Origin of the sequence: Calothrix sp. 336/3 (genome assembly GCF_000734895.2) — a bacterium.
Classification (GTDB): Bacteria; Cyanobacteriota; Cyanobacteriia; order Cyanobacteriales; family Nostocaceae; genus 336-3.
Genome location: NZ_CP011382.1, coordinates 3,882,021 through 3,905,033 on the forward strand (window position 1 = coordinate 3,882,021; position 23,013 = coordinate 3,905,033).

At 40.5% G+C, this 23,013-nt stretch carries 13 protein-coding genes; 5 read left to right on the plus strand and 8 right to left on the minus strand.

What is annotated here, in order from left to right; genetic code table 11:
- Positions 1 to 965: 965 nt before the first annotated feature.
- Both IJ00_RS16245 and IJ00_RS16250 read left to right on the plus strand, forming a co-directional pair.
- Positions 966 to 2,312 (plus strand): P-loop NTPase fold protein, encoded by a 1,347-nt coding sequence (locus tag IJ00_RS16245; protein WP_035154594.1) that lies wholly within the window; start codon positions 966 to 968, stop codon positions 2,310 to 2,312.
- Positions 2,276 to 7,420 carry a hypothetical protein gene (locus IJ00_RS16250; protein ID WP_035154595.1) on the plus strand — a complete coding sequence of 1,715 codons (5,145 nt, stop codon included), beginning with the start codon at positions 2,276 to 2,278 and terminating at the stop codon, positions 7,418 to 7,420. Before IJ00_RS16245 ends, IJ00_RS16250 begins: the two co-directional genes overlap by 37 nt.
- Positions 7,421 to 7,499: 79 nt before the next feature.
- Here the strand turns inward: IJ00_RS16250 and IJ00_RS16255 are convergent, their stop codons facing one another.
- Complete coding sequence (locus IJ00_RS16255; protein WP_035154596.1) at positions 7,500 to 8,849, minus strand: glutamine synthetase family protein; 1,350 nt, start codon at positions 8,847 to 8,849, stop codon at positions 7,500 to 7,502.
- A 416-nt stretch (positions 8,850 to 9,265) separates the two neighbouring features.
- Here IJ00_RS16255 and IJ00_RS16260 point away from each other — a divergent pair, with 416 nt between their 5' ends.
- Positions 9,266 to 10,624, plus strand: a complete 1,359-nt coding sequence (locus IJ00_RS16260; RefSeq protein ID WP_035154597.1) for an NAD(P)/FAD-dependent oxidoreductase — start codon at positions 9,266 to 9,268, stop codon at positions 10,622 to 10,624.
- A gap of 87 nt (positions 10,625 to 10,711) precedes the next feature.
- On the opposite strand, the gene IJ00_RS16265 is transcribed toward IJ00_RS16260, so the two are convergent.
- On the minus strand, positions 10,712 to 11,218 hold the full coding sequence (locus tag IJ00_RS16265; protein ID WP_035154598.1) for a pentapeptide repeat-containing protein: 507 nt from the start codon (positions 11,216 to 11,218) through the stop codon (positions 10,712 to 10,714).
- A gap of 132 nt (positions 11,219 to 11,350) precedes the next feature.
- Positions 11,351 to 12,775: an LCP family protein gene (locus IJ00_RS16270; RefSeq protein ID WP_035154600.1), complete on the minus strand. Its 1,425-nt coding sequence runs from the start codon at positions 12,773 to 12,775 to the stop codon at positions 11,351 to 11,353.
- A gap of 117 nt (positions 12,776 to 12,892) precedes the next feature.
- On the opposite strand from IJ00_RS16270, the gene IJ00_RS16275 reads away from it, so the two are divergent.
- Positions 12,893 to 13,957, plus strand: coding sequence for a mannose-1-phosphate guanylyltransferase (locus IJ00_RS16275; RefSeq protein ID WP_035154601.1), 1,065 nt, complete (start codon positions 12,893 to 12,895; stop codon positions 13,955 to 13,957).
- Positions 13,958 to 13,989: 32 nt separating this feature from the next.
- Here the strand turns inward: IJ00_RS16275 and IJ00_RS16280 are convergent, their stop codons facing one another.
- The gene (locus tag IJ00_RS16280) at positions 13,990 to 14,301 is read right to left on the minus strand and encodes a hypothetical protein (protein ID WP_035154602.1); all 312 of its coding nucleotides are present in this window, start codon (positions 14,299 to 14,301) and stop codon (positions 13,990 to 13,992) included.
- Between the two features lie 26 nt (positions 14,302 to 14,327).
- Here IJ00_RS16280 and IJ00_RS16285 point away from each other — a divergent pair, with 26 nt between their 5' ends.
- On the plus strand, positions 14,328 to 15,974 hold the full coding sequence (locus tag IJ00_RS16285; protein ID WP_035154603.1) for an AarF/ABC1/UbiB kinase family protein: 1,647 nt from the start codon (positions 14,328 to 14,330) through the stop codon (positions 15,972 to 15,974).
- 223 nt (positions 15,975 to 16,197) lie between these two features.
- On the opposite strand, the gene IJ00_RS16290 is transcribed toward IJ00_RS16285, so the two are convergent.
- The 4 genes from IJ00_RS16290 to IJ00_RS16305 all read right to left on the minus strand — a co-directional run bounded on the left by IJ00_RS16290 (position 16,198) and on the right by IJ00_RS16305 (position 22,555).
- Complete coding sequence (locus IJ00_RS16290; protein WP_035154605.1) at positions 16,198 to 17,925, minus strand: succinate dehydrogenase/fumarate reductase flavoprotein subunit; 1,728 nt, start codon at positions 17,923 to 17,925, stop codon at positions 16,198 to 16,200.
- Positions 17,926 to 18,353: 428 nt separating this feature from the next.
- Positions 18,354 to 19,556 (minus strand): VCBS repeat-containing protein, encoded by a 1,203-nt coding sequence (locus tag IJ00_RS16295; RefSeq protein ID WP_035154607.1) that lies wholly within the window; start codon positions 19,554 to 19,556, stop codon positions 18,354 to 18,356.
- Positions 19,557 to 19,844: 288 nt separating this feature from the next.
- Positions 19,845 to 21,053: a VCBS repeat-containing protein gene (locus IJ00_RS16300; protein ID WP_035154609.1), complete on the minus strand. Its 1,209-nt coding sequence runs from the start codon at positions 21,051 to 21,053 to the stop codon at positions 19,845 to 19,847.
- Positions 21,054 to 21,595: 542 nt separating this feature from the next.
- Positions 21,596 to 22,555, minus strand: coding sequence for an RsmB/NOP family class I SAM-dependent RNA methyltransferase (locus IJ00_RS16305; protein ID WP_035154611.1), 960 nt, complete (start codon positions 22,553 to 22,555; stop codon positions 21,596 to 21,598).
- Positions 22,556 to 23,013: the final 458 nt, after the last annotated feature.

Sequence of the window (23,013 nt, forward strand, 5' to 3'; positions counted from 1 at the left end):
ATTCAGGATAAATCAAATGGGAAGCCCTAATTCTGATAAAGTATACAATGCAACAGAGCTAATTGAGAATTTCAGGGATTTTCAGGAAGATTTGCTTTTGGTAAACAGAGAGTAGCTTTTCTCTCAAGAATATCTTCACCTTCCTGGAATAATAAAATTAACTGGGAAACTGTGCTGCAAGTAACTTTTTTGTTTGATAAATATTTTAGAATCGGGAAATTAGTTTTTCTCTCTAGAAATGTTTTGCCATTACTTGCTGGAAGGGGAAGGGTTAAAGTTTAAGGGGGAAGGTAAAAACCTTTTCATTTATCCTTCATATTGGCAAATTGATGATGACTAATTGGTGACAATGTGTCTGTTGTCAGAGTTTTCAGTATAGGTCAAGGCAGTGCAGTTAATCATACTCAGTTTCCGAAAATCTCCTTAAACTCTGAAAACAGAGGATTTAGTTTCCTCCTTTTGTCGGAAATCCAAGGGAGTATTAATGCTTAACTTAACCGTATTGGGCTATAGGTAAAACAATTAACATTCTCCAGGTGGTGCTGGAAAAATTGAATTGTTGAAAAATTTACTTCCCTTTTTCAACGTTTAGTTTATCCTCCCAGTGCAAGAGTCACCTTGCGTGGGTTGTTTGGTGGCTAACTTCAGATTTTCCCACTTCTAGAGACTTAGGGGTAGGGATATTTGTCATGGTTAGTCACTGAAGTCTCAGCAACGTAGTAGTATATTTTGACTATTGTTTCTCGAAAATGTCCGGAGGAATGCTGATGTTCTCCGTATCTTGTCTATGGAATAGACAATCAAGCCAAGTCTTAGAAACATTAGTTTGACTATATTCAGAACGGTTAGGTGCTGACAAGGGACAGGTAGCTGGGTTTTGGGTATGAAGTACTAATTTTTCCCCAGGTGCTAATCCCCAATTTCCTTAATATTTCCCTAATTCCCTAAGTTTAATAGGATTAATTATGCCGTTATTAAATTTAACAGAATTCTATCAAGCTTGTAATCCCAGCCGACCACTGATGATGGGAAAAGCGACCGATCGCCGATATTATATCGACTTTGCATCGGTACGGGGTGGCAAGATTATCGAAGCTTTATTACGTACTATTACCCGACTTTCCCCAGATAAACCCACCTGTCAGCTATTTACTGGACACATTGGTTGCGGTAAATCCACAGAACTATTGCGACTGCAAGCAGAATTAGAACATGAGCAATTCCATGTGGTTTACTTCGAGTCTACCCATGTCTTAGAAATGATTGACTTGGATGTCACGGATATTTTACTGGCGATCGCGGGACAAGTCAGCGAAAGTTTGGAAGCCATGAAAATCCGTGTCAAACCTTCCTATTTCCGGACATTGTTCACGGATATCATTGGTTTTCTACAAACACCCCTGGATTTAGAAGTAGAGGGTGAGCTTTCCGTCGGTATTGCCAAAATTACCGCCAAAACCAAAGAAAGTCCTCAATTACGGCGGAGATTGCGCGACTATTTAGAACCGCGCACTGAAAATATTCTTCAGTCTATCAACAAAGAACTGCTAGCAGATGCCGAGAAGCAACTCCAAGCTAGGGGTAAAAAGGGACTGGTAGTGATTGTCGATAACCTCGATCGAGTTGCTCTCAAAGAGCGCTCCCCCGGACGTTCCTTACCAGAATATCTATTTATCGATCGCGGTGAACAATTACGCAAACTTCACTGTCATATCGTCTATACCATTCCCCTAGCGTTGATATTTTCCAACGACAGCGCGGAATTGCACAACCGTCTGGGTGGAGGTATCGCACCCAAGGTCTTACCGATGATACCAGTCCGCCGGCGCACGGGAGATATTTTTACTCCTGGACTAGAGTTAACTCGCCAAATGATTCTGGCTAGAGCCTTTCCCGACAATCTGCCGTCAGAAAGGTTACAATTAGTGACAGAAGTATTTGATAGTTTAGATACTCTAGATCGCTTGTGTCTGACTAGTGGTGGTCATGTCAGAGACTTACTCGGACTCCTGTTTGATTGTCTACGGGAACAAGATCCTCCCTTCGATCGGGACTGTGTGGAACAGGTGATTCAAAAACACCGTGATTTCCGTAGTCATGCTATTGACCCTGATGAGTGGGAGCTAATCTTTCAAGTAGTCCAACAACAACGGGTGAGAGGTGGTATAGAATATCACACTCTACTGCGAAGCCTGTTTGTGTTCGAGTACCGTGACCAACATGGAGCTTGGTTTGCGATTAACCCAGTTTTAGCGGAAACTCAACAATTTCAAACATGGCTACAGAGCACCAACAACCATCAACGGATTTAACGGCAGTCAATGAGCGGGCGTTGACTAGTTTGCGGCGAGCGATCGCCCTTTCCCAAGGTCAGTTTTCCCTGGTGTTGGTGCGCTGCAACTACGCAAATTTACAAGAGCGAATGTTGCAAAGACTACGTGAAGAATTCCTGGCAGGATATCTGATTCAAGATATTAGTTTGCCTGTAAATGTCATGAGTTTGTATAGCACTATCCATCGGCAAATTTCCCCCAATGTGGCAGGTTTGATGGTGCTGGGTTTAGAAAAAGTAGAAGCTCTAGAAAACCTATTAACTACAATCAATCATTTACGGGATGAATTCCGCAAACGTCACTCCTTTCCCATGGTATTTTGGGTGAATGATGAAGTTTTACGACAATTGCGGCGTTTAGCTCCCGATTTTACCAATTGGGCTGCCACACCCATCAAACTGGAAATGACGACAGAGGAATTATTGCAATTCCTGCGCCAAGAAACCAACTCCCTATTTACCAAAATTCTGCACCCCAGTACCCAGCAACACACGGGAACCCCTGTAATTCAGACACAGCAGACAATGGGATTGATTTGGGATTGTAGCAGTCATGAATTTGGTTGTGCAATTAAAGATTTAGAGAATCGTGGAATTAAGTTAGAGCCAGAACTAAATGCTTGTGTCGAGTTTGTCTTTGGTTTAGATAAATACACCCACGACTATATTGATGAAGCAGAAGCCCATTTTCAAAAAAGTCTGGAATTTTGGCAAAAATCTCCCCTAGAAACCACCGTTGATAACTCTTGGAACCGAGGTCGGGTGTTAGAGTGGGAAACCTCCGTACCATCTGCTTCCACTCCCCCTTCTCCCCATATCTTACGCAAAGGTGTTTTATTATACTGCATAGGTTTATGTCACTATCGTCGTGCCGAACGTTATCAAGTAGACAATAGTGATTACTGGGATGCAGCTAAGTCCTATTTTCAGGAAAGTCTGCAAGTATTTGAAAGTGTTGGTTATACAGCTTTAGTTGCTCAGTTTATCAATCGACTGGCAGAAGTTTTACAGCATCTGCAAGCTTGGGATGAGCTGAAACAGATTGCCGAGAAGTCTCTTGAACTGCATCAAAATCATGGTACAAGGATTCAGCTTGCCTGTGATTACGGCTTTTTAGGTGAAGTGGCTGTACAAAAAGGCTGGTGGTCATTAGCAATTCAGAATGCCCATACTGCCTTATTTTACCTAGCTGAGGCGAAAAATGACCCCCATCAAGGGCTATTTCCCCTATTATTAGAACAGATATATCGTTTAAATTTAGCCAAAGCTTTAAGGCAAATTCGTGAGCAAAAAATTGCCAGTGATCAGTTAGATATAGCTAGCGAACAACTGCAAACAGCACTAGAAAAAAGTGACCATCGCTACGATGCCCACAAGTATATTCGCTTACTTAGAACCCTGCGATCGCTCTACTTTCAATCTGGTTTATACGCCCAAGCATTCCGCATCCGTCAACAGAGACGTTCTGTAGAGCAACAATACGGTTTTCGGGCATTTATTGGAGCTGGTAGACTCCAACCCCAAAGACAAGTTACCAATCCCGTCTTAATATCTCCGGTGGTCAGCAGCAGTATTGCTTTAGAAATAGCCGCTTCTGGTCGAGAACGGGATATCAATCAACTCATTGGTAGAATTAGCCGTCCTGACCAGAAATTAACCGTAATTCATGGTCAATCTGGAGTGGGTAAGAGTTCCACAGTGACAGCTGGTTTAGTGCCAGCTTTGCAAAATCGGGCAATTATCGACCAGATAGCTGTACCAGTAGTCGTACAAGTTTATACGGATTGTTGGCTAAGGGCTCTAGGTAAATCTTTGGCAGAAGCCATGGTAGCGATGCGGGGAGAAGAAAGCACCACCCAGACTCGTGATGCTAATTCAGAAAAACCCGTGCCAATTTTGACCACGGAAGCAGAGATATTTGCCCAGTTACAAAGTAATGCTGATAACTACTTAATTACAGTCCTAGTGTTTGACCAATTAGAGGAATTCTTTTTTGGTTGTGAGGAACGCTATGAGAAAGAAAGACTAGATAAATTTCTTTATGATTGTTTACAAATTCCTTTTGTTAAGGTGATTTTTTCCGTGAGAGAAGATTACTTACATCATTTACTTGACTTTAAACATTTATCAGCCTTAGAGGCTATTAATTATAATATTCTCGATAAAAATATTCTCTATCAATTAAACAATTTTACTCCCAATGATGCCAAACATATCATTCAAAAGTTGACAGCGCGATCGCAACTGAATTTAGAAGCAGAATTAATCGATGTATTAGTAGAAGATTTAGCTGGAGATTTTCAAGAAGTTCGCCCCATTGAATTACAAGTAGTCGGCGCTCAATTACAAGATGAGCGGATTACAACTCTAGCGAAATATGAACCTTTTCGTCCCAATAAATTAATTGAAAGATATCTGCGGGAATTAATTCAAGATTGTGGCGCAGAAAATGAGCGGGCAGCACTTTTAGTCTTATATTTACTGACAGATGATAACCGCAAAAGACCCTTCAAGACTAAAGCTGAATTGACTGTAGAATTAGCCGAATTGGAAGATGAAGGTAAACTAGAGCTAATTCTGGATATTTTGGTACGTTCTGGATTGGTGATACTCTTCCCAGAACTGCCAGAACGTTATCAGTTAATCCATGATTATTTAGTCGATTTAATCCGGGCTTTACAACAGGAAGAATTAAAGCTACAAAATCAACTCAAAGAACTACGACAACAAGTACAACAAAGAGAAACAGAAATTGCCCGTTTAAATAGTGAATTACGCAAAAATAAGCAAAAATCAAGACAAATAGATGTTTCTGTGCAACCCGGTTTAGACCTGCTGACAGAACTAAAAGAACTACGCAAACGAGAAGAACTCAGTCGCCTAGAAATTGAACAACTAACATCAGAATTACAACAGGAAAGACTGCAAACCGAACTAGCAGAAAGTAGAGAAAAAGAAAGTCGTTCTTTGAAGATTGCTCTTGCAGGTTCAGTGACCGCAATTTTTGCCTTAACTGCCTCAACTGTCATGGCAGGTTATTTATGGCGACAGGCAGTATTTAGTGAAATTAGAGCTATTATTGCCGTCAGTGAACTATTCTTTGCCAAAGATAGTAATAGTGACGCTTTAAGAGAAGGGATTAAAGCTGGAAGAAAACTCCAGACAGCAATTTTCCCTGATGATGAAACCAAAGCTCAAGTTGTCACAGCTCTCTACCAAGCAATTCCAAAAATACGAGAAAAACAACGCTTGGAATCACATAAAAAAGGTGTCAATGCAGTTAGCTTTAGTCCGGATGGTAAATTTTTTGCCTCTGCAAGTGCAGATAAAACGATTAAACTATGGCATGTGGGTACTTCCCAAAGTCTAGTTTTTCAGACTTTAAGAGGTAATACAGAAGCTGTAAATAGTGTCAGTTTCAGTCCCGATGGTCAATTAATTGCCTCTGGTGGACAAGACAAAACAGTTCGTTTGTGGAACCTTCAATCCAAATTATCCCGTAAAGTTACCAAGCCAATCCTAGAAGGACATAAAGATGTTGTTAATACCATCAGTTTCAGTCCTGATGGGCAACTTCTAGCTTCTGCCAGTACTGATAAAACCATTATTATCTGGAATCGCCAGGGAGAGCGATTAGAGACTTTAACTGGTCATAGTGATGCAGTATTAAATTTAGCCTGGTCTCCCCAGGGAGATATTTTAGCTTCTGCCAGTGGCGATAAAACTTTCAAGTTATGGTACCGTAATGGCAAGCTTTGGCAAACCTCTGCCAAACATTCCGAGGGAATTAAAAGTCTTGCTTGGTCTCCTGATGGAAATTTTATTGTCACAGGTTGTTTAGATGGAACGATGCGACTGTGGACAAGGAAAGGCAAACTTGTAAAAAGCTATCCCAAACAAAATGATACTATCTTGAGCCTGGCTTTCAGTCCAGATGGTAAAGTAATTGCCTCTGCCAATCGGAATAAAACTATCAAATTGTGGCGCAGGGACGGTGTACTTATTGGTACATTAAAAGGGCATGGCGATCGCGTCAATAGTGTGATTTTTAGCCCAGATGGTAAAACCTTGGCATCTGCTGCTGCTAGTCAAGATCCCACAATTCGTCTTTGGAATTGGCAAGATACTTTACAACAAAACCTCAAAGCACATAGTAAGAGTGTTACTAGCATTAGTTTTGCCCCCAAAGGAGATATTTTTGCTTCTGCGAGTGAAGATAAAAGTGTGAAAATCTGGAATTTGGAAGGTAAACTCCAACATGAACTCCTAGGGCATACTGCACAGGTTTCTGATATCAATTTCTCTCCTGATGGTAGTCAATTAGCTAGCGCGAGTAACGATAAGAGTGTCAAAATCTGGGCTATAGATGGTAAAAATACTATCAACCTATTGGGACATACCCAAGATGTAGTCACAGTTACTTGGTCTCCCAATGGTAAAATTATTGCCTCTGGTAGTAAAGATAAGACCGTGAAGTTATGGAATCCCCAAGGTAAGGAGTTAAAAACCCTCACCGGACATGAAAAACCAGTAAATCTTGTGCGTTTCAGTCCTGATGGTCAATTGGTTGCTTCCGCGAGTGAAGACGGTACTATTAAACTCTGGGAGCGTGACGGTAAGCTCTCACGAACTCTATCAGAAGGTAATCCTGTCAATAGCATTGCTTGGTCTTTAGATAGTAAGACTCTTGTTGCCGTTACTGATCAGAAAGCTAGCCTCTGGAGTCGTGATGGTATTCTTTTGCACCACTTTAAAACCAATGGAGATAGTTTTTTTAGCGTCAGTTTCAGTCCCGATGGTAAAATAGTGGCAGCAACTAGTAGTGATAAAGCCAGGTTTTGGCAATCAGATGGCACTTTAGTGATTAATTTACGAGTTCAAAAAGATAAATTTAATCGACTAACTAGTCTCAGTTTTAGTCCCAATCAACAAACATTAGCTATGGGTAGTGCTAATGGTATAATTCTACTGAGTAAATTTCAAATAGAAGATATTCAACTCGAAAAGTTACTTGTTAGTGGTTGTAATTCCCTGCGAGACTTTCTAGGAAGTAATGTTACTCAAAGTCAGAGTCTCTGTGCAGAGTGAACTGTCTAGAATTTTTATTTTGATAGTAAATTCTCTCGAATTTTTAGTCATTTCTCAACTCATTTCCACTTTTCTCTATTTAATACCTTGTCCACAAAACTTTGACTTCCTGTTCTAAATCCCAATCCTGCATTGCTTCCCATTCCGCTTCTCGAATTGCCAGAAATGCTGTTGATAGTTGGGAATTCAAAGCATTTAAGAGAAAATCATTGTGTCGAATCTGGGCGATCGCCTCTCCTAAATTTTCTGGTAACTGATCAATTCCCCTAATTTTGCGCTCCTCAATGGATAAATCCCCAGGATTAACTGCCAGAGGTTTTCCTGGCTCCATATTTTGCCACACCCCATCTAAACCAGCAGCGATCGCCACACCTAAAGCAAGGTAAGGATTAGCCGTTGCATCCACTGTTTTGAGTTCAAAATGACTGGGACAACGAAATGTGGGATCACTCGGAACCCGAACTGCTGCTTCTCGATTATCCATCCCCCAACAACGAAAAGCACCACTCCAAGCATGGGGACGAATCCGACGGTAGGAATTCACCGAGGGAGTGGTAATTGCCATCAGTGAAGGTAGGTGATGGAGAATACCTGCAATAAAATTAATCCCTACCTGGGATAGTCCACAGACTCCCTGGGGTTCTGGTAGAATATTTTGCCCATCTCGCCACAAACTTAAGTGCAGGTGACAACCACTCCCCGCACCTTCTGGAAAAATCTTCGGTAAAAATGATGCTTGCAAATTATGATGTTGGGCAACAGCGTGGACAGTTTCCCGAAAAGCAATTTGCCAGTCTGCTGCTTGCAAAGCATCTGTGTAACGCATGGAAATTTCTTGCTGTCCGGCTCCCGATTCAGGATAATATTGTTCAACTGGTATACCTTGGGCAACTAAAGCATCAGCAATATCATTAATTACCTCACAGTTAATATCCATGGACTGAGTAGCCGCAAATAGCGTGGAATCTACAGGAATAATTCCATGGGGTGTTTCTCGTAATAAATAGAACTCATTTTCAAAGGCAGCTTTAATTTCTAAACCTTCGCTCTCTGCTTCTTCAATCATACGTTTGAGAAAATGACGTGGACAAAAAGCCCACGGTTCTCCGTATCTTTTCATGTTGCCTAAGACACGAGCATGACCGCGAGAATAGGGCAAAATTGTTAAAGTTGACCAATCTGGAGTTAAACGCACTTCTCCCACCGCACTTAAACCAGTTTTCCGTACTACTCCGTCATACATTACTGGTATCCCTTGCTGCCCTGCGGAAATTCCTACACCATGGTCAAAATAATGGCATAGCATATCTACGTGAACGGCTTTTCCCCGAATAATATTGGCATTGTCACACCAGATAATTCGGACAAATCGCACATCTGCATCTTTGAGATACTTGTAAGTTTTCTTAAAAGCGCTGCTTTCAGTCATTTTTCGAGAATGTGGAGGGAGCTAATTTTTCAGCCAAGAATATTTCTGGCAACTGGTAGTTTCTTCAACAAAAACCCTAACCAGGTTACGAGAGACATATTCTAATCCGATTTCATCGAAATTTTTAATTTCTTTATCCTAATCACAGGAATAGCAGTTTTACTATTTCATCTTCACAGCAATTATGACTAGATTTCATGTGACTTAAGTTACTTTACAATGCCTTGTCCTGTGTATATCCTCTTAAGCACTTTCGCCATTGACTAAAGCTTGGTCAAATTAATAACCTGAAAGTGGTATCTCATGAGACTTTTATCTTTTTTTTATATGTCCACGACAAACAGAAAAAGATATGACAATATTGATACAATTCGTTATAAACAGAAATAATTTTGCAACATAAGGAAATATATCTGATGGTAGATGCAGTTGAGAATCAGCCACCCCACCAGGTAGTGATTGTTGGTGGTGGTTTTGGTGGGCTTTATGCTGCAAAGGCACTAGGACGTAGTAACGTGAATGTCACTCTCATTGATAAACGCAACTTTCACCTTTTCCAACCATTGTTGTATCAAGTGGCAACAGGAACTCTTTCCCCAGCAGATATTTCTTCACCACTGCGTTCGGTGTTAAGTAAAAGTAAAAATACTCAAGTATTGCTAGGAGAAGTCAACGACATCGATCCCCAAGGACAGAAAGTGATTATGGGAGACAAGGAAGTTTCCTATGATACTTTAATTGTGGCAACAGGAGCCAAGCATTCCTATTTTGGTAAGGATGAGTGGGAAGAATTCGCCCCTGGGTTGAAGACAGTTGAAGATGCGATTGAGATGCGGAGAAAGATTTTTAGTGCTTTTGAAGCTGCGGAAAAGGAAAGCGATCCCCTAGTTCGTCGGGCTTGGTTAACATTTGTGATCGTTGGTGGAGGTCCTACAGGAGTAGAATTAGCTGGGGCGATCGCCGAGTTGGCATACCATACCATGAAGGAAGATTTTCGCAATATCGACACTTCCGAAGCACAGGTAATTCTCCTAGAAGGTTTAGATCGAGTTTTGCCACCCTTTGCCCCAGAATTATCAGCACAGGCAGAAGTATCTTTACAAAAATTGGGTGTCAGCGTCCAAACTAAGACATTAGTCACGAATATAGAAGATGATATTGTCACCCTCAAACAAGGGGAAGAAATTAAGCAAATTGCTGCGAAGACAGTATTATGGGCAGCAGGGGTTAAAGCTTCACCCGTAGGTAAAGTCTTAGGAGAGCGCACTGGTGTAGAGTGCGATCGCGCTGGAAGAGTCATGGTAGAACCAGACTTCAGTATTAAAGGTTATGAAAATATATTTGTAGTTGGTGACTTGGCAAATTATACCCAGGAAAGTGGTAGACCATTACCTGGAGTAGCACCAGTGGCAATGCAAGCAGGTGAATATGTTGCTTCCGTCATCAAACATCGCTTGCAGGGGCAAACTGCACCCCAATTCCGCTATGTAGATCACGGTAGTTTAGCTGTCATTGGACAAAATTCTGCGGTGGTTGACTTAGGATTTATCAAACTCACAGGATTTTTTGCTTGGCTATTCTGGTTAATTGTTCACGTTTACTTCCTAATTGAATTTGATAACAAGCTAGTAGTGGCAATTCAGTGGTTCTGTAACTACTTCACTCGTAATCGTGGAGCTAGAATCATCACAGGTAGAGAATCCTTACCCTCAGTACCAATTGCTAACAATGGACATTATTCAGGTGTGAAAAATAGACAACCTGTGAATGTGTAGGGCTAAAAATGAGATACCCGGCTTTGAGAGAAAGTCGGGTATTTTAGTGATTAGATTCTTGAATGCAGCGTAGCTGACAAATAATTATTACCTACACCCCAAACTTTCCCTTGTCTCCACACCAGTCACCGAATTCACACCCTCAGCACGCTCGCAAAGTAAAGAGACTTGATATCTATCAATTAAAGCATCAGTAAAATCTGCCCCTGTAATATCAGCATCATAAAAACGGCTACGGGTAAGGGTGGCACCTTCCAAAATTGTGTTTTTCAAGTTTGCCCCATCTAAAGTCACTCTATCCACTAAAGCATTAGTTAGGTTAGCATTTTCTAAATTTGCCTTGAGCAAGACACCTTTGGTAAAGATGGCGTTAGTTAAATCTGCTCCTTCAAAGTTTGTTCCCCGCATTTCCGCAGCTACAAAAGTGACACCCGCTAAATCTGTATGGGAAAAATCGCGATTTTCCAGATTAGCATTGCTGTAATTAATCGTATTTAACTGAGCAAAAGCCGGCTTGGCATTAAGCACAACTAATAACCAAGCGAGAAATATAATAGTAATTATTCCGAGAAAATGACGAAAGTATTTTTGCATTTTTTTATGATATTTCGAGAGGAAGCATAACAAAAAATATAGGACTTTTTGCTATTTATGACTGGGAAGTATTTTTATCCATTGGTGATGATTTTGATGGAAAATGAATCACCAATGAACATTAACTTGTGATTACTTCCAATCTTTACCAATTCTGATAGTAATATCAGATTCTAAGTCCCCCGTTGAGGAAACCTCAATAGCTCCCAATCCGAGAATTTTCTGCAATTCTTCCGCCGCTTGGAGATTACCCTTTTGCACGATGATTTTAGTTTCGCTGCGGTCATCTTTCCAATCAGCGATGGGATAAACTTTGGTTAAACCTTTTTGTTTGAGTTGATTGAGAACTGTTTCTCTGACTTGAGAATTGTTTCCAGAGTTTTGCACAGCTATTTTCATTGTTGCTAGCGATCGCCCATCAGGTTTTAAGCCAGCTAGGTTCACACCCACGTAATCATTGAGTAATTCTCCCTTACCAGTCAAATCCAACCAGTAGCTATTGGGATCTTGACTCATACGGCTGAAAATACCTGGGAGCATGGTCATTTGAAACTTATCACGTTCGATACTCAAAGAAAAATTGGCGATCGCCATCATTTCTTCTAGCTTCAAATTGCTATCAAAATATTTATTCATCACACGAATTAACTGGGGTAGTCGTGGCAACACCGTCGGGCTAAACATCCGTTCCCGCAAACCCACTAACAAAGATTGCTGTCGTTGTACCCGTTGCAAGTCTCCCATATTTGCTTCCCGGAAACGGATAAACTGCTCTGCCTGTTCACCGTTGAGATTTTGCCAACCACTAACCAAATCAATGGAGAATTGACCTGCCATATCTTTGTAATTCATGGTTTCTGGGACAAAGACTTCTACCCCACCCACCTGATCGACTAACTGCCGCAAACCACTGGTGGAAATCCGAATATAACGGTCAATCGGTACATTATTTAGGGTACGACTAATCACCCGTAACGCCAAAGCCGGACCGCCTTGAGCATTGGCATCGGAGACTTTATTTAACCCCTTTTCCGGGATTGCAATCATTGTATCCCTGGGGATCGATAGCACCCGAATGGTTTTATTTTCTGGGTTTAGCCTCACCAGGAGCATGGTATCACTTTTACCAGCAAAGCTTTCCGGAGAACCATCAACCGTACCCTTTACGGGCTCGATCCCCATTACTAAAATATTTATGGGTCGTGTTAGTTTATACTGAGATATATTATTCCAAACTTCATTGGCAGAGGGTATTTTCTCCGATTCTTTCCCACTCCAAGCTAAATCTTCATCAGACTGACCCAAGGTACTCCACAGAGGAGTCCACAGTGCCAGGGTAGATACTAACAATCCCGATAGGGTGATCCCCATGACAATGGTCAAAATCCAAAACAACCACCGAGGCATTGTTAAGCCCAGTCGGTGATAGAGCTGGCTGGGAATTGACCCTACAGAATCGACGAGATTAGGGGAAACATACGGTTGCGGCGTTTCGTTAGAGCGCTGCACTTGTTGAGATGTTCCCTGATGTTGCGACTGTTGCACTTGTTTAACCACTGATGATCTCCCCACTCAACCACTGTATTAAAAATCTGGCAATGCAACCTACCCATATTGCTAGGGGGAAAGGTGACAGTACACTTGTAGTGTTATTTCGTAAGTTTTTATGACAATATGACTCATTCCTTGTTCCCTGTAATCCTTGCTGGTGGTAAAGGTGAGCGTTTTTGGCCCCTGAGTCGCCAAACTAGACCGAAGCAATTTTTATGTCTTGATGGCACAGATAGAAGCCTCTTACAAGCTACAGCTGACCGCCTGCTACCCTTGGCAGCAGATGGAAACAACCTATGGGTAATTACCTCTAGTGCGATCGCAGGTGGAGTCAAAACTCAGTTGCCTGACTTGCCACCAGAAAATCTGCTGATTGAATCACAGGGAAGGGACACTGCCGCCGCCGTTGCCTGGGCTAGTCTGGAAATCCAAAAGCGTTATGGTGATGATGCAATCATCGGCTTTTTCCCGGCTGACCACTGGATTGCTGACCAAGAGATGTTTGCAAAGACACTCAGTGCTGCGGCTGAATTAGCAGCATCGACAGCAGCAATTGTCACACTCGGAATTAAACCTGCTTTTCCTTCAACTGGCTATGGCTACATAGAGCAGGGCGAAGTAGTTGGTAGCTTTAATGACTTGCCAGCTTACCGTGTGAACCGTTTTACAGAAAAACCTGACCGAGAAACGGCAGAGACTTTTCTGGCGACGGGACGTTTTAGCTGGAATAGTGGAATGTTTATTTTCCGTGCGGGTGTGGTTCTCAAGGAACTTTATACCCATGCTCCAGAAATCATTGAACCCATAGAAAAGTATGGTTCTGATATCTATCCTCAGCTACCTAAGAAGAGTATAGACTATGCCCTCATGGAAAAAACCAACTTAGCATATGTTTTACCTGCGGAGTTTGGTTGGGATGATTTAGGCGATTGGAATGCCATCGAACGTTTACTCAAAACAGATGATACACCCAATGTGGAATTAGCGACCCATGTTGGCTTAGATACACAGGGTGCGATTATTTACGCCACCGATCCCGAAGATGTAATTGTTACTATCGGTTTGGAAGACGTGGTGATTGTGCGCGATCGCAACACTACCCTGATAGTAAAAAAAGACCGTACCCAAGAAATTAAACAGGTACTCAAAACCTTACAAAACGACTCCCGGTTTACAGATTTGTTGTAAACAGCTAATGGCTAATAGCTGATCGCTAGTAGCTAATAACCGTTTACTCTATAAACTTTCCACCCTAGGCAGAAGCACATAGGTGTTTTTGCTTGTATAACATAGACTGTGAGCTTTTGTAAGCCAAAGCAGTCATGTTTATCAGTTATTGGGAGCATCCAGCCATCACCATGGCAATTAATTCTATTATTGCCGATCAAAATTATATTTATCTGTAAAAAGATAATTCTCTCCATCATCATGATGGGGAATGGGTGACGGGTAGATTGTTCTGACTGCAACTTACCTTTTCCCCAAATAAACCCTTCTGTGGGGTGGTGAGCAAAGTCTAACCACCCTTTCACCTTTCCTCTTCTCCCTTGTTTCCCCTATGTTTCTTACCCAAACAGTTCCTCGTCAAAGAGAAATCATTGAAGTCCTCCTCCGCAATGGTTGGGACTATATGCGTAGGTTGCTGACTGGTGGGAAAGCGGATGAACCCCAATTACCGACACCAGCAGTGTTGAAAAATATTTTGGTGGATTTGGGACCCGTTTATGTGAAATTAGGACAACTGCTCTCGACTCGTCCGGATTTGTTGGGTAAAGCTTACATTGAAGAACTTTCAACCCTACAAAGCGAAGTTCCTCCCCTACCTTGGTCGGAAGTGGAAGTGATGATTCGACAACAATTTCCTCAGCCCCTGCCGGAAATTTTTAGTAATATTAATCACACACCTGTAGCTGCTGGTTCTATTGCTCAAGTGCATCGTGCCACCTTAATTGATGGTCAGGAAGTGGCTCTCAAGGTGCAGCGCCCAGGAATTGATGTAACTGTGAACCGTGATATTACGTTAATTCAGGGTATCGCAGATATTGTAGCACGGACAGATTTTGGGCAAATGTATGAAATTAAGGCGATCGCCGAGGAATTCTGTAAAGCTTTAGAAGACGAATTAGATTTTACCCGTGAAGCTGCTTTTACTGACCAAATGCGGCAAAATCTTTTACAAAGTCGTTGGTTTGATCCCAAACAGATAGTGATTGCGGGAATTAACTGGGAATTGACGACACCGAAATTATTAGTGATGGAATGGTTGAATGGAGTACCAATTTTATCAGCTAAATTTCATGCTCAGGAAGATGGCAAAGATCCAGAAACCGAACGCAAGGAAATAACCACTTTATTATTTCGTGCATTTTCTCAACAAATCTATATTGATGGTTTTTTTCACGCTGATCCCCACCCTGGAAATATATTTTACCTCCAAGATGGTCAGGTGGCTTTAATTGATTGTGGGATGGTGGGGAGACTTGACCCACGAACGCAGCAAGTATTGACAGAATTACTCTTAGCAATAGTTGATATTGACGCTCAACGTTGTGCCCAATTAACTTTACTCTTAGCTAATGGCAAGCAGTCGGTAAATTTATCTCGTTTAGAAGCTGACTATGACCGCATGCTACGGAAATATTATAATTTAAGCTTGTCAAAGTTAAACTTTTCCCAGGTTGTTTATGAAATTTTCCAAATAGCCAGAAATAATAAGATTCGTTTACCTAGTAATATTGGACTGTATGCAAAAACCATTGCCAATTTAGAAGGATTAGCACGAGCATTTAATCCCGAAATAAACTTTATTGATGAGATTCAACCTCTATTAACAGACTTATTTAGACGGCAATTAGTAGGAGATGCTCCAGTGCGATCGCTGCTACGAACTGCCCTCGATTTAAAAAGTCTTTCCCTCCAATCTCCCCGCCAAGTGGAATTACTTTTAGATAGAATTACCTCGGAAGCTTTACAATGGAATATTTCTATCAGTGGCTTAGATAGTCTCCGTCGCACCACCGATGATGCTGCCAACCGTCTATCATTTAGTATTGTTGTCGGTTCTTTAATTATGGGTGCTGCAATTATTTCTACTGGAGCGCAAACCACCCAATTATCTTATATCAGTAATATTTTATTTGCCGCAGCTAGTTTATTGGGTTTGTGGTTGATTTTGAGTATTTTACGTTCCGGAAGATTAAGGTAATAGGTAAAGGAAAGCTTGGTGTCTAGTTGGAGAATTATTATTACCATTCTATTGAAGTATATTTCAAAAACTCACCTCCCTCTCCTGACTGAAAAGAGGGGGAGATAGAGTATCACTTTATTGGGGTGAGGAAAATGTGTCACCTATGAGATTGAAAACCCCGATAAATTTAGGAAAATTAATCAACATACACTATTTTTACCTACTCCATACAATCATCAATTCAATATTTTCTTTCTTGGGGTTGAAACATAGTAATTGTGACTGGACAATATTGAATATCAACACCAGCAGGTGAATAATAAGCGAAGGTATGTTGCAGGAAATTAGTATCATCTCTATCGGGAAAATCTTCTCGGAAATGGGCACCACGACTTTCCTTACGATTATAAGCAGAGGTCAGAATTATTTTTCCGACTACCATCAAACTCTGCAATTCCAAGGCTTCAATTAACTCCGTATTCCAATCTTTCCCCTTATCATCTAAATAAATTTCCGAGTATTGTTGTTGTAATTCTTGGATTTTTTCCAAACCTTGCTGCATTAATTCTTGGGTGCGGAATACACCACAATACTCAGTCATAGTATCTTGGAAACTTTGGCGAATTTGATTAATCCGATATTTTCCAGCTTGATCAATCAAACCTTGAATTTGTTCTTGCGCTTCTCGGATGTAGCGTTGCTCATCGATGTGGGGTAGTTTGCGGTTTTGCACATATTGAGCGATCGCCGCTCCGGTTCTTTTTCCGTAAACCACACATTCGAGGAGAGAATTGCTACCTAAACGGTTGCCTCCATGTACGGATACACAGGAAGTTTCCCCAGCAGCAAAAAACCCTTCCACCAAACCATTACCACTACTACGCACCCGCCCATCAGTGTTTACTGGGATACCACCCATACAGTAATGAATTGTCGGACGAACTGGCATTGGTTGGGTGACAGCATCCACTCCCACCAAACGGTGTGCCTCTTCCCAACAGAATGGCACTCGACTCATGATTTTTTCCTTACCCATGTGTCGCAAATCTAGATACACGTAGGCTCCTCCCGCACTACCGTCAGGATTAATACCACGACCTGCGCGAATCTCGTAGGCGATCGCCCGTGAGGTAATATCTCTTGGTGCTAATTCCATCCGACTAGGAGCATATCTTTCCATGAAGCGCTCCCCCTCACTATTAATCAAGTAGGCTCCCTCTCCCCGCACAGCTTCGGAAATTAACACACCTACTGGATACAACCCTGTGGGATGAAACTGCACAAACTCCATATCCTCTAGGGGTAAACCAGCCAAAGCCGTCATAGCTAATCCATCACCCGTAGAAGCGTAATCGTTGGAAGTTGTATTATATACCCGACCATAGCCACCGGTGGCAAACATCACTGCCTTTGCCCTTACCACTTCCAAATGACCATCTAAAAGATGATACATCACGACACCCTTAGCTTGACCATCTTCTAAAATCAAGCGCATTACGTACCATTCCTGGTAAATTTGCACACCATAACGCCGCAAATTATTCACCAATTCATGCAAAATAGCGTGACCAGTTTTATCGGCAGCATAACAGGTACGGTTATGGGAATGCCCACCAAAAGCCCTTTGAGCGATGCGACCATCCGGGAGGCGAGAAAATAACACTCCCATATGTTCCAAATCAATCACCACATCTGGCGCTTCTTGAGTAAGAATTGCGACAGCATCCTGATCAGCTAAGTAATCAGAACCCTTAACAGTATCAAAAGCGTGAGCTTCCCAACTGTCCGACTCATCAACGTTTTTTAAGGACGCAGCCATTCCCCCCTGAGCAGCTACGGAATGGGAGCGAATGGGGTGAGTCTTAGCAACAACTGCAACATTTAACTGGGGGTTAGTACGGGCGATTTCTACCGCCGCACGGCATCCAGCCAACCCACCCCCGACTATAATGACATCATGTTCGAGCATATTTAGCCCCTGACTGCAAAAAGGTGCTTTTCTATTGTAAAGATACAAATATCGAGTCAGTGAGGGAAAATATTTTTGATGGTGCTTGAAGGTTTTAGTTCTACAACTGTATAGATATTCCTTGGTGGGTTTTGTCGTGGCGATCGCGTGTCAATCCTTTTCTCCTTGCTAGGAGCATATTTTCCATTCGTCTGTTGTTGACACCAAGATTACCTAAAGCTACATAGAGTTATACATTGTTATGGAAAATACCATTATGGAATTTGCCTAACTCCTACTAGGAGATAGAATTTATCTGCACTATATAAATAGTCTCTCAAGAATAGACCTCTAGTAAACATATAATTTACTAAAGGTCTAAATATATAGGATTAGAAACAAGAAACAATATTCCCTATTCCTTGACAATCTCACTTCAACCATTCAGCCTAATAGACATACCAATTGCTACTTAGAGATGGGAGGAATGTTCCATTGGCAGTAGTATTATTCATAGTCCATTGGGCAGTTTCACCTGTTTCCGGATTACGCCAAAAAATATCTGTTTTGCCATCATTATTGGTGTCACCAATAGAAGGTTTCCAAGCAGTATTAGTTGTGGGTAAGAATGCAGCAGTTCCAATGGTAGTACCATCCATTAACCAAGCTGTATTTTCACCCGTTCTATTGTTGTGCCAAAAAACATCTGTTTTCCCATCACCGTTAAAATCACCAATGGATGATTTCCAGTCACCACCAAGCTTTTGTAAGGAAGCAGAATTAACGAAAATACCATTCATCAACCAGACAGAGTTCTCTCCAGTACGGGAATTTCGCCAGAGAATATCTGTTCTACCATCTCCGTTAAAGTCTCCCGCTGTGGATTCCCAAGCAGCATCTAATTTGGAAAGTGAGTAACTTGATACCCTAGTTCCATCCATAAACCAAATGGTATTTTCTCCCGTTATTTTGTTGCGCCAAAAGATATCATTTTTGCCATCTCCGTTGAAATCAACAACATTAGAAGTCCAATTAGATGAAGTTTTAGGTAAATATGCAGCAGTTAAAACCTTGGTATCATCCATTAACCAAACTGCATTATCACCATTATTTTTATTGCGCCACAGAACATCTGATTTGCCATCACCGTTGAAATCACCAATGGTAAAATTCCAAGAGCTATCTACTTTTTGAATAACATTTTCTGAGGCAATTCTATTACCATCCATTATCCAAATAGTATTGTCTCCTGTGGTTTTGTTATGCCAAAAGATATCAGTTTTTCCATCTCGATTAAAATCAGCAAAGGCGAAATCCCAACCAGAGTTTACCTTAATTAAGCGACTGGCATTTACTTGATTACCATCAATTAACCAAACAGCTGTTTCTCCTGTTTGAGTATTGCGCCAAAATTTATCGGCTTTACCATCACCGTTAAAGTCAGCAAAAACTGCCGGATTACTAAATAAAGAGTTGGGATTAGAGTTTTTGTAAGATTTGGAAATAGATTTATCGCTCGAGAGAGATTGAGCAGAACGTCCCAAGCTTAAACCTAAATTGCTATCAGATAGAGTCTGATTTACAGAAAATGATGTATATTTAGAGGCATCAATATTCGTGGATAGCTCAGATGCTTTGTAATTGGTTGACATAAAATCTGCTGATGATGGTTAGTCATAATTTTTTAAACTATTTTTCTATCTTTTTTTGTCGTTGACTAACAATTAAAAAAACAGCAAATGTTATCGACTATACTATTTTGAAATACAAAAAAGAAAAACATTATATCTTGATAATAATGATATTATTCTGATAAATACTGAATCGATAATTACAGGTTTACTTATACAAAATAATCATCATCAGGAGAAATATCCCCCTAATTAAAGAGGGATAATTAATGAAGAATGGTCAGCTAAACCATTCCAATGACCTTTGATTTAGAATGTATACCAGTCCTTGCCAAGAGTTGGTAAAGCTTTAGGAGTAGAATTAGTTCCAGTAATAATGACTACAGAGTTTTCACCTGTTTGATAATTACGGAAGAACATATCAGTTTTGCCATCACCGTTGGTATCACTAATACTTGGTGTCCAAGCAGCATTAGGTGCATTCACTGCACTTTGGAAAATGACGTTACCACCATCCATTACCCATGCTTGACCCTTACCTGTTTCTTGGTCATACCAGAGAATATCACTCTTCCCATTACCATCGAAATCACCGATGTATGCTTTACCTTTAGTGGCTGTCAAGTTTTTAGTAGAAGCGATTTTACTACCATTCATTAACCACATTTTGTTTTCTCCGGTAGTCTTGTTGTGCCAGAGAATATCAGTTTTGTAGGTGAAGTCAAAATCACCTAAGGTTGCTTCCCAATCTGTACCCATCGTTGTTAAGGAAGCACCTGTTGCTTTAGTACCATTCATCAACCAAGCTGCGTTTTCTCCTGTGGATTGATTTCGCCAGAAAATATCTGTTTTGCCGTCACCGTTAAAATCAACAACATTAGCAGTCCAATTACTGTTTACAGTTTGTAAAAACGAACCAGAAGTAACTTTATTGCCATTCATTAACCAAACAGCATTTTCGCCAGTTGATTTATTGCGCCATAAAACATCTGTTTTGCGATCGCCATTGAAATCACCAATACTCGCATCCCAATCAGTACCTAAATTTGCCAAGGAGGTTTCTGAGGCAATCGCTGCACCATTCATTAACCACACTGTATTAGCACCAGTGGCTTTATTGCGCCATAAAATATCTGTTTTACCGTCACTATTGAAGTCGCCAATTTTGAAATCCCACTCCCGACCCATGGTTTTGACAAAGCCAGCAGAAGCAACTTTATCACCATTCATTAACCAAATAGCGTTTTCTCCAGTGCTGGCATTCCGCCACATTTTATCATTTTTGCCATCACCATTAAAGTCAGCAAAAATTGCTGCACTTGTATATATGGGGTTAGGATTTTTTAATGTTGCATTTGTGGATACGGAATTAGTTGATAATGTTGAAGATGAACTTTTGGAAGTTGCAGAGTAGGAAGAAATATTTAAATCACCTGCTCCTAAATCATTTTTAGTAGTAACGGGAACAAAGCTTGATACTGAAATTTCGTTGCTAGAAGAGTTTGTCTTAGTCAACATGGCATTTTTATTTAGACAAGTGGTATTCACCCTTTTAGCGGGTTTTATCCCATCTCTTCAAGTGTTAGTTAATAACATATTAGCGATTTTAATATTTTCTTAAGAATTGCAAAAAATGTGATTTAAAAATAAAGTTTAACTAATGAACTAACTAACTTTTATCAAGTCTGCTTTGATAAAAATAGCTACATTTCAAAAATATTATTAGCAAGCATGAATACCGTTAAAATGGAAAAAGTATTATATGGAATTATTTAATAGTTTGAGGCATATTTATATTTATAAAAATGTTCATACAATGATATTTATGTGTAACAGTAAGATTACTATTTGATTTTTAAGTATATGGATTTTCTCCGTGTTCTCAAAGAATATCGAAGAAGTTAACAATGTTATTTATAGCGGAACTATTCGTGTAGCACTCAATGGCTCCATTAGCTTGTTAAACAATGGGGAATAGGGATTTTCCCCTGGAGTGTCTCACCCATGCTGAGGGAAATTACAGAAACTTATACAAAATTAAAAAATTTTAAATATACTTTTCAGCTATCCATATTTAGATTCATCCATACAGGGGAAAAAGTATCGGTAGAGATATTTGTGGATTCACTACTTTGTGTATTTTTAAATAATGCTGTAAATGCACCAGCCCCTAGATTGGTTTGGGGAAATATTCTGTAACAAGGAATGCTACTCAAGTGGGATTGATAATGAGATAAATGAGGAATTTCTACAGATATAAATTCTGGAAAGCGTTTCAAAAACCACTGACACACTTCTTCATTTTCTTCGGGTGAGTAGGTACAAGTCATGTAAGCAAGATAACCGTTTGATTTTACGAGTCTAGAGGAGTTAGCAATTATCCGCTTTTGTCGATTAGCACTTTTATTAATTAAACTAGCATGGAAACATCCTAAAGCTTTGTCGCCCTTAGCTAGTAGAGATTGTCCACTACAGGGTGCATCGACTAAAACTAAATCACTGGATTGGGGAATTTGAGTAGCAAATATACTTGAATCTGCGTTTACAATTACAGAAGGTTTGATGTGACAGCGTTTAAAATTAGAAATTAGCATCCCTAAACGTTTGCCAATTACTTCATTGCTAATTAATAATTCTGGTTGAAATAATTTCCAGGCAAAAATGCTTTTACCTCCAGGTGCTGCACACATATCAAAAATGATTTTTACTGGTTCCTGAATAGCTAACAACACGGAAGCGGCAAATACAGAAGAAAAATCTAAGCAATAATAATAACCTTGTTCATGGAGAGAGTGTTTTCCTGGTTTCTCTGGTAAGGATAACCTGTCTATAAATTGTGGTTGCCATGGAGTCGGAGTTTCCGTGAGAAAGGGGGATGTCGCAAGTTTTGCTTGACACCAAAGAATGCAGGGTGAAAAGGATTGGGGATTGGCTAAAGCATCGAGAAACTTTTCTTGTTCTTCGGAGTTGGGAAATAAACGTTTACTGAGCTTGAGTAATAGATTGGAAGGTGTCCCCATTTCTGAAATTTCATCTGACAGGTATACTTACAGACTAAAAGCTGATGTCAACTATTGCAAGTATGAGTTATGGGGAAAATCACTGTGTAAGTGACAGAATTTATCTGATTAAAGAGTCAAGCTATCACAAATCATAAATTATACAAACAAGAGCAATAATCCTTATTCTCATCTAGCTGTAATTCATGTAGACACGGAGTTGCTTCCCCTAGGGTATTGTTCCGACATCGTATACTTTGACATCAGTTTTATAACTAAATCTACGATGTCCTTAAACCTGTATCATCTGTGGCGCATTTAATTTGTATACTAGACGCGGGTAAGCCCACCCTCGAACTTTGATATTTTTCATTTATACAACTTAGCTGCCCATCATCTGAATATACATCCTTCCAGCTTTTCTCTGAGAAGTTTTCCTGATTTTGGGGCATTTCCTAGGAGCCAATAGTTAAAATACT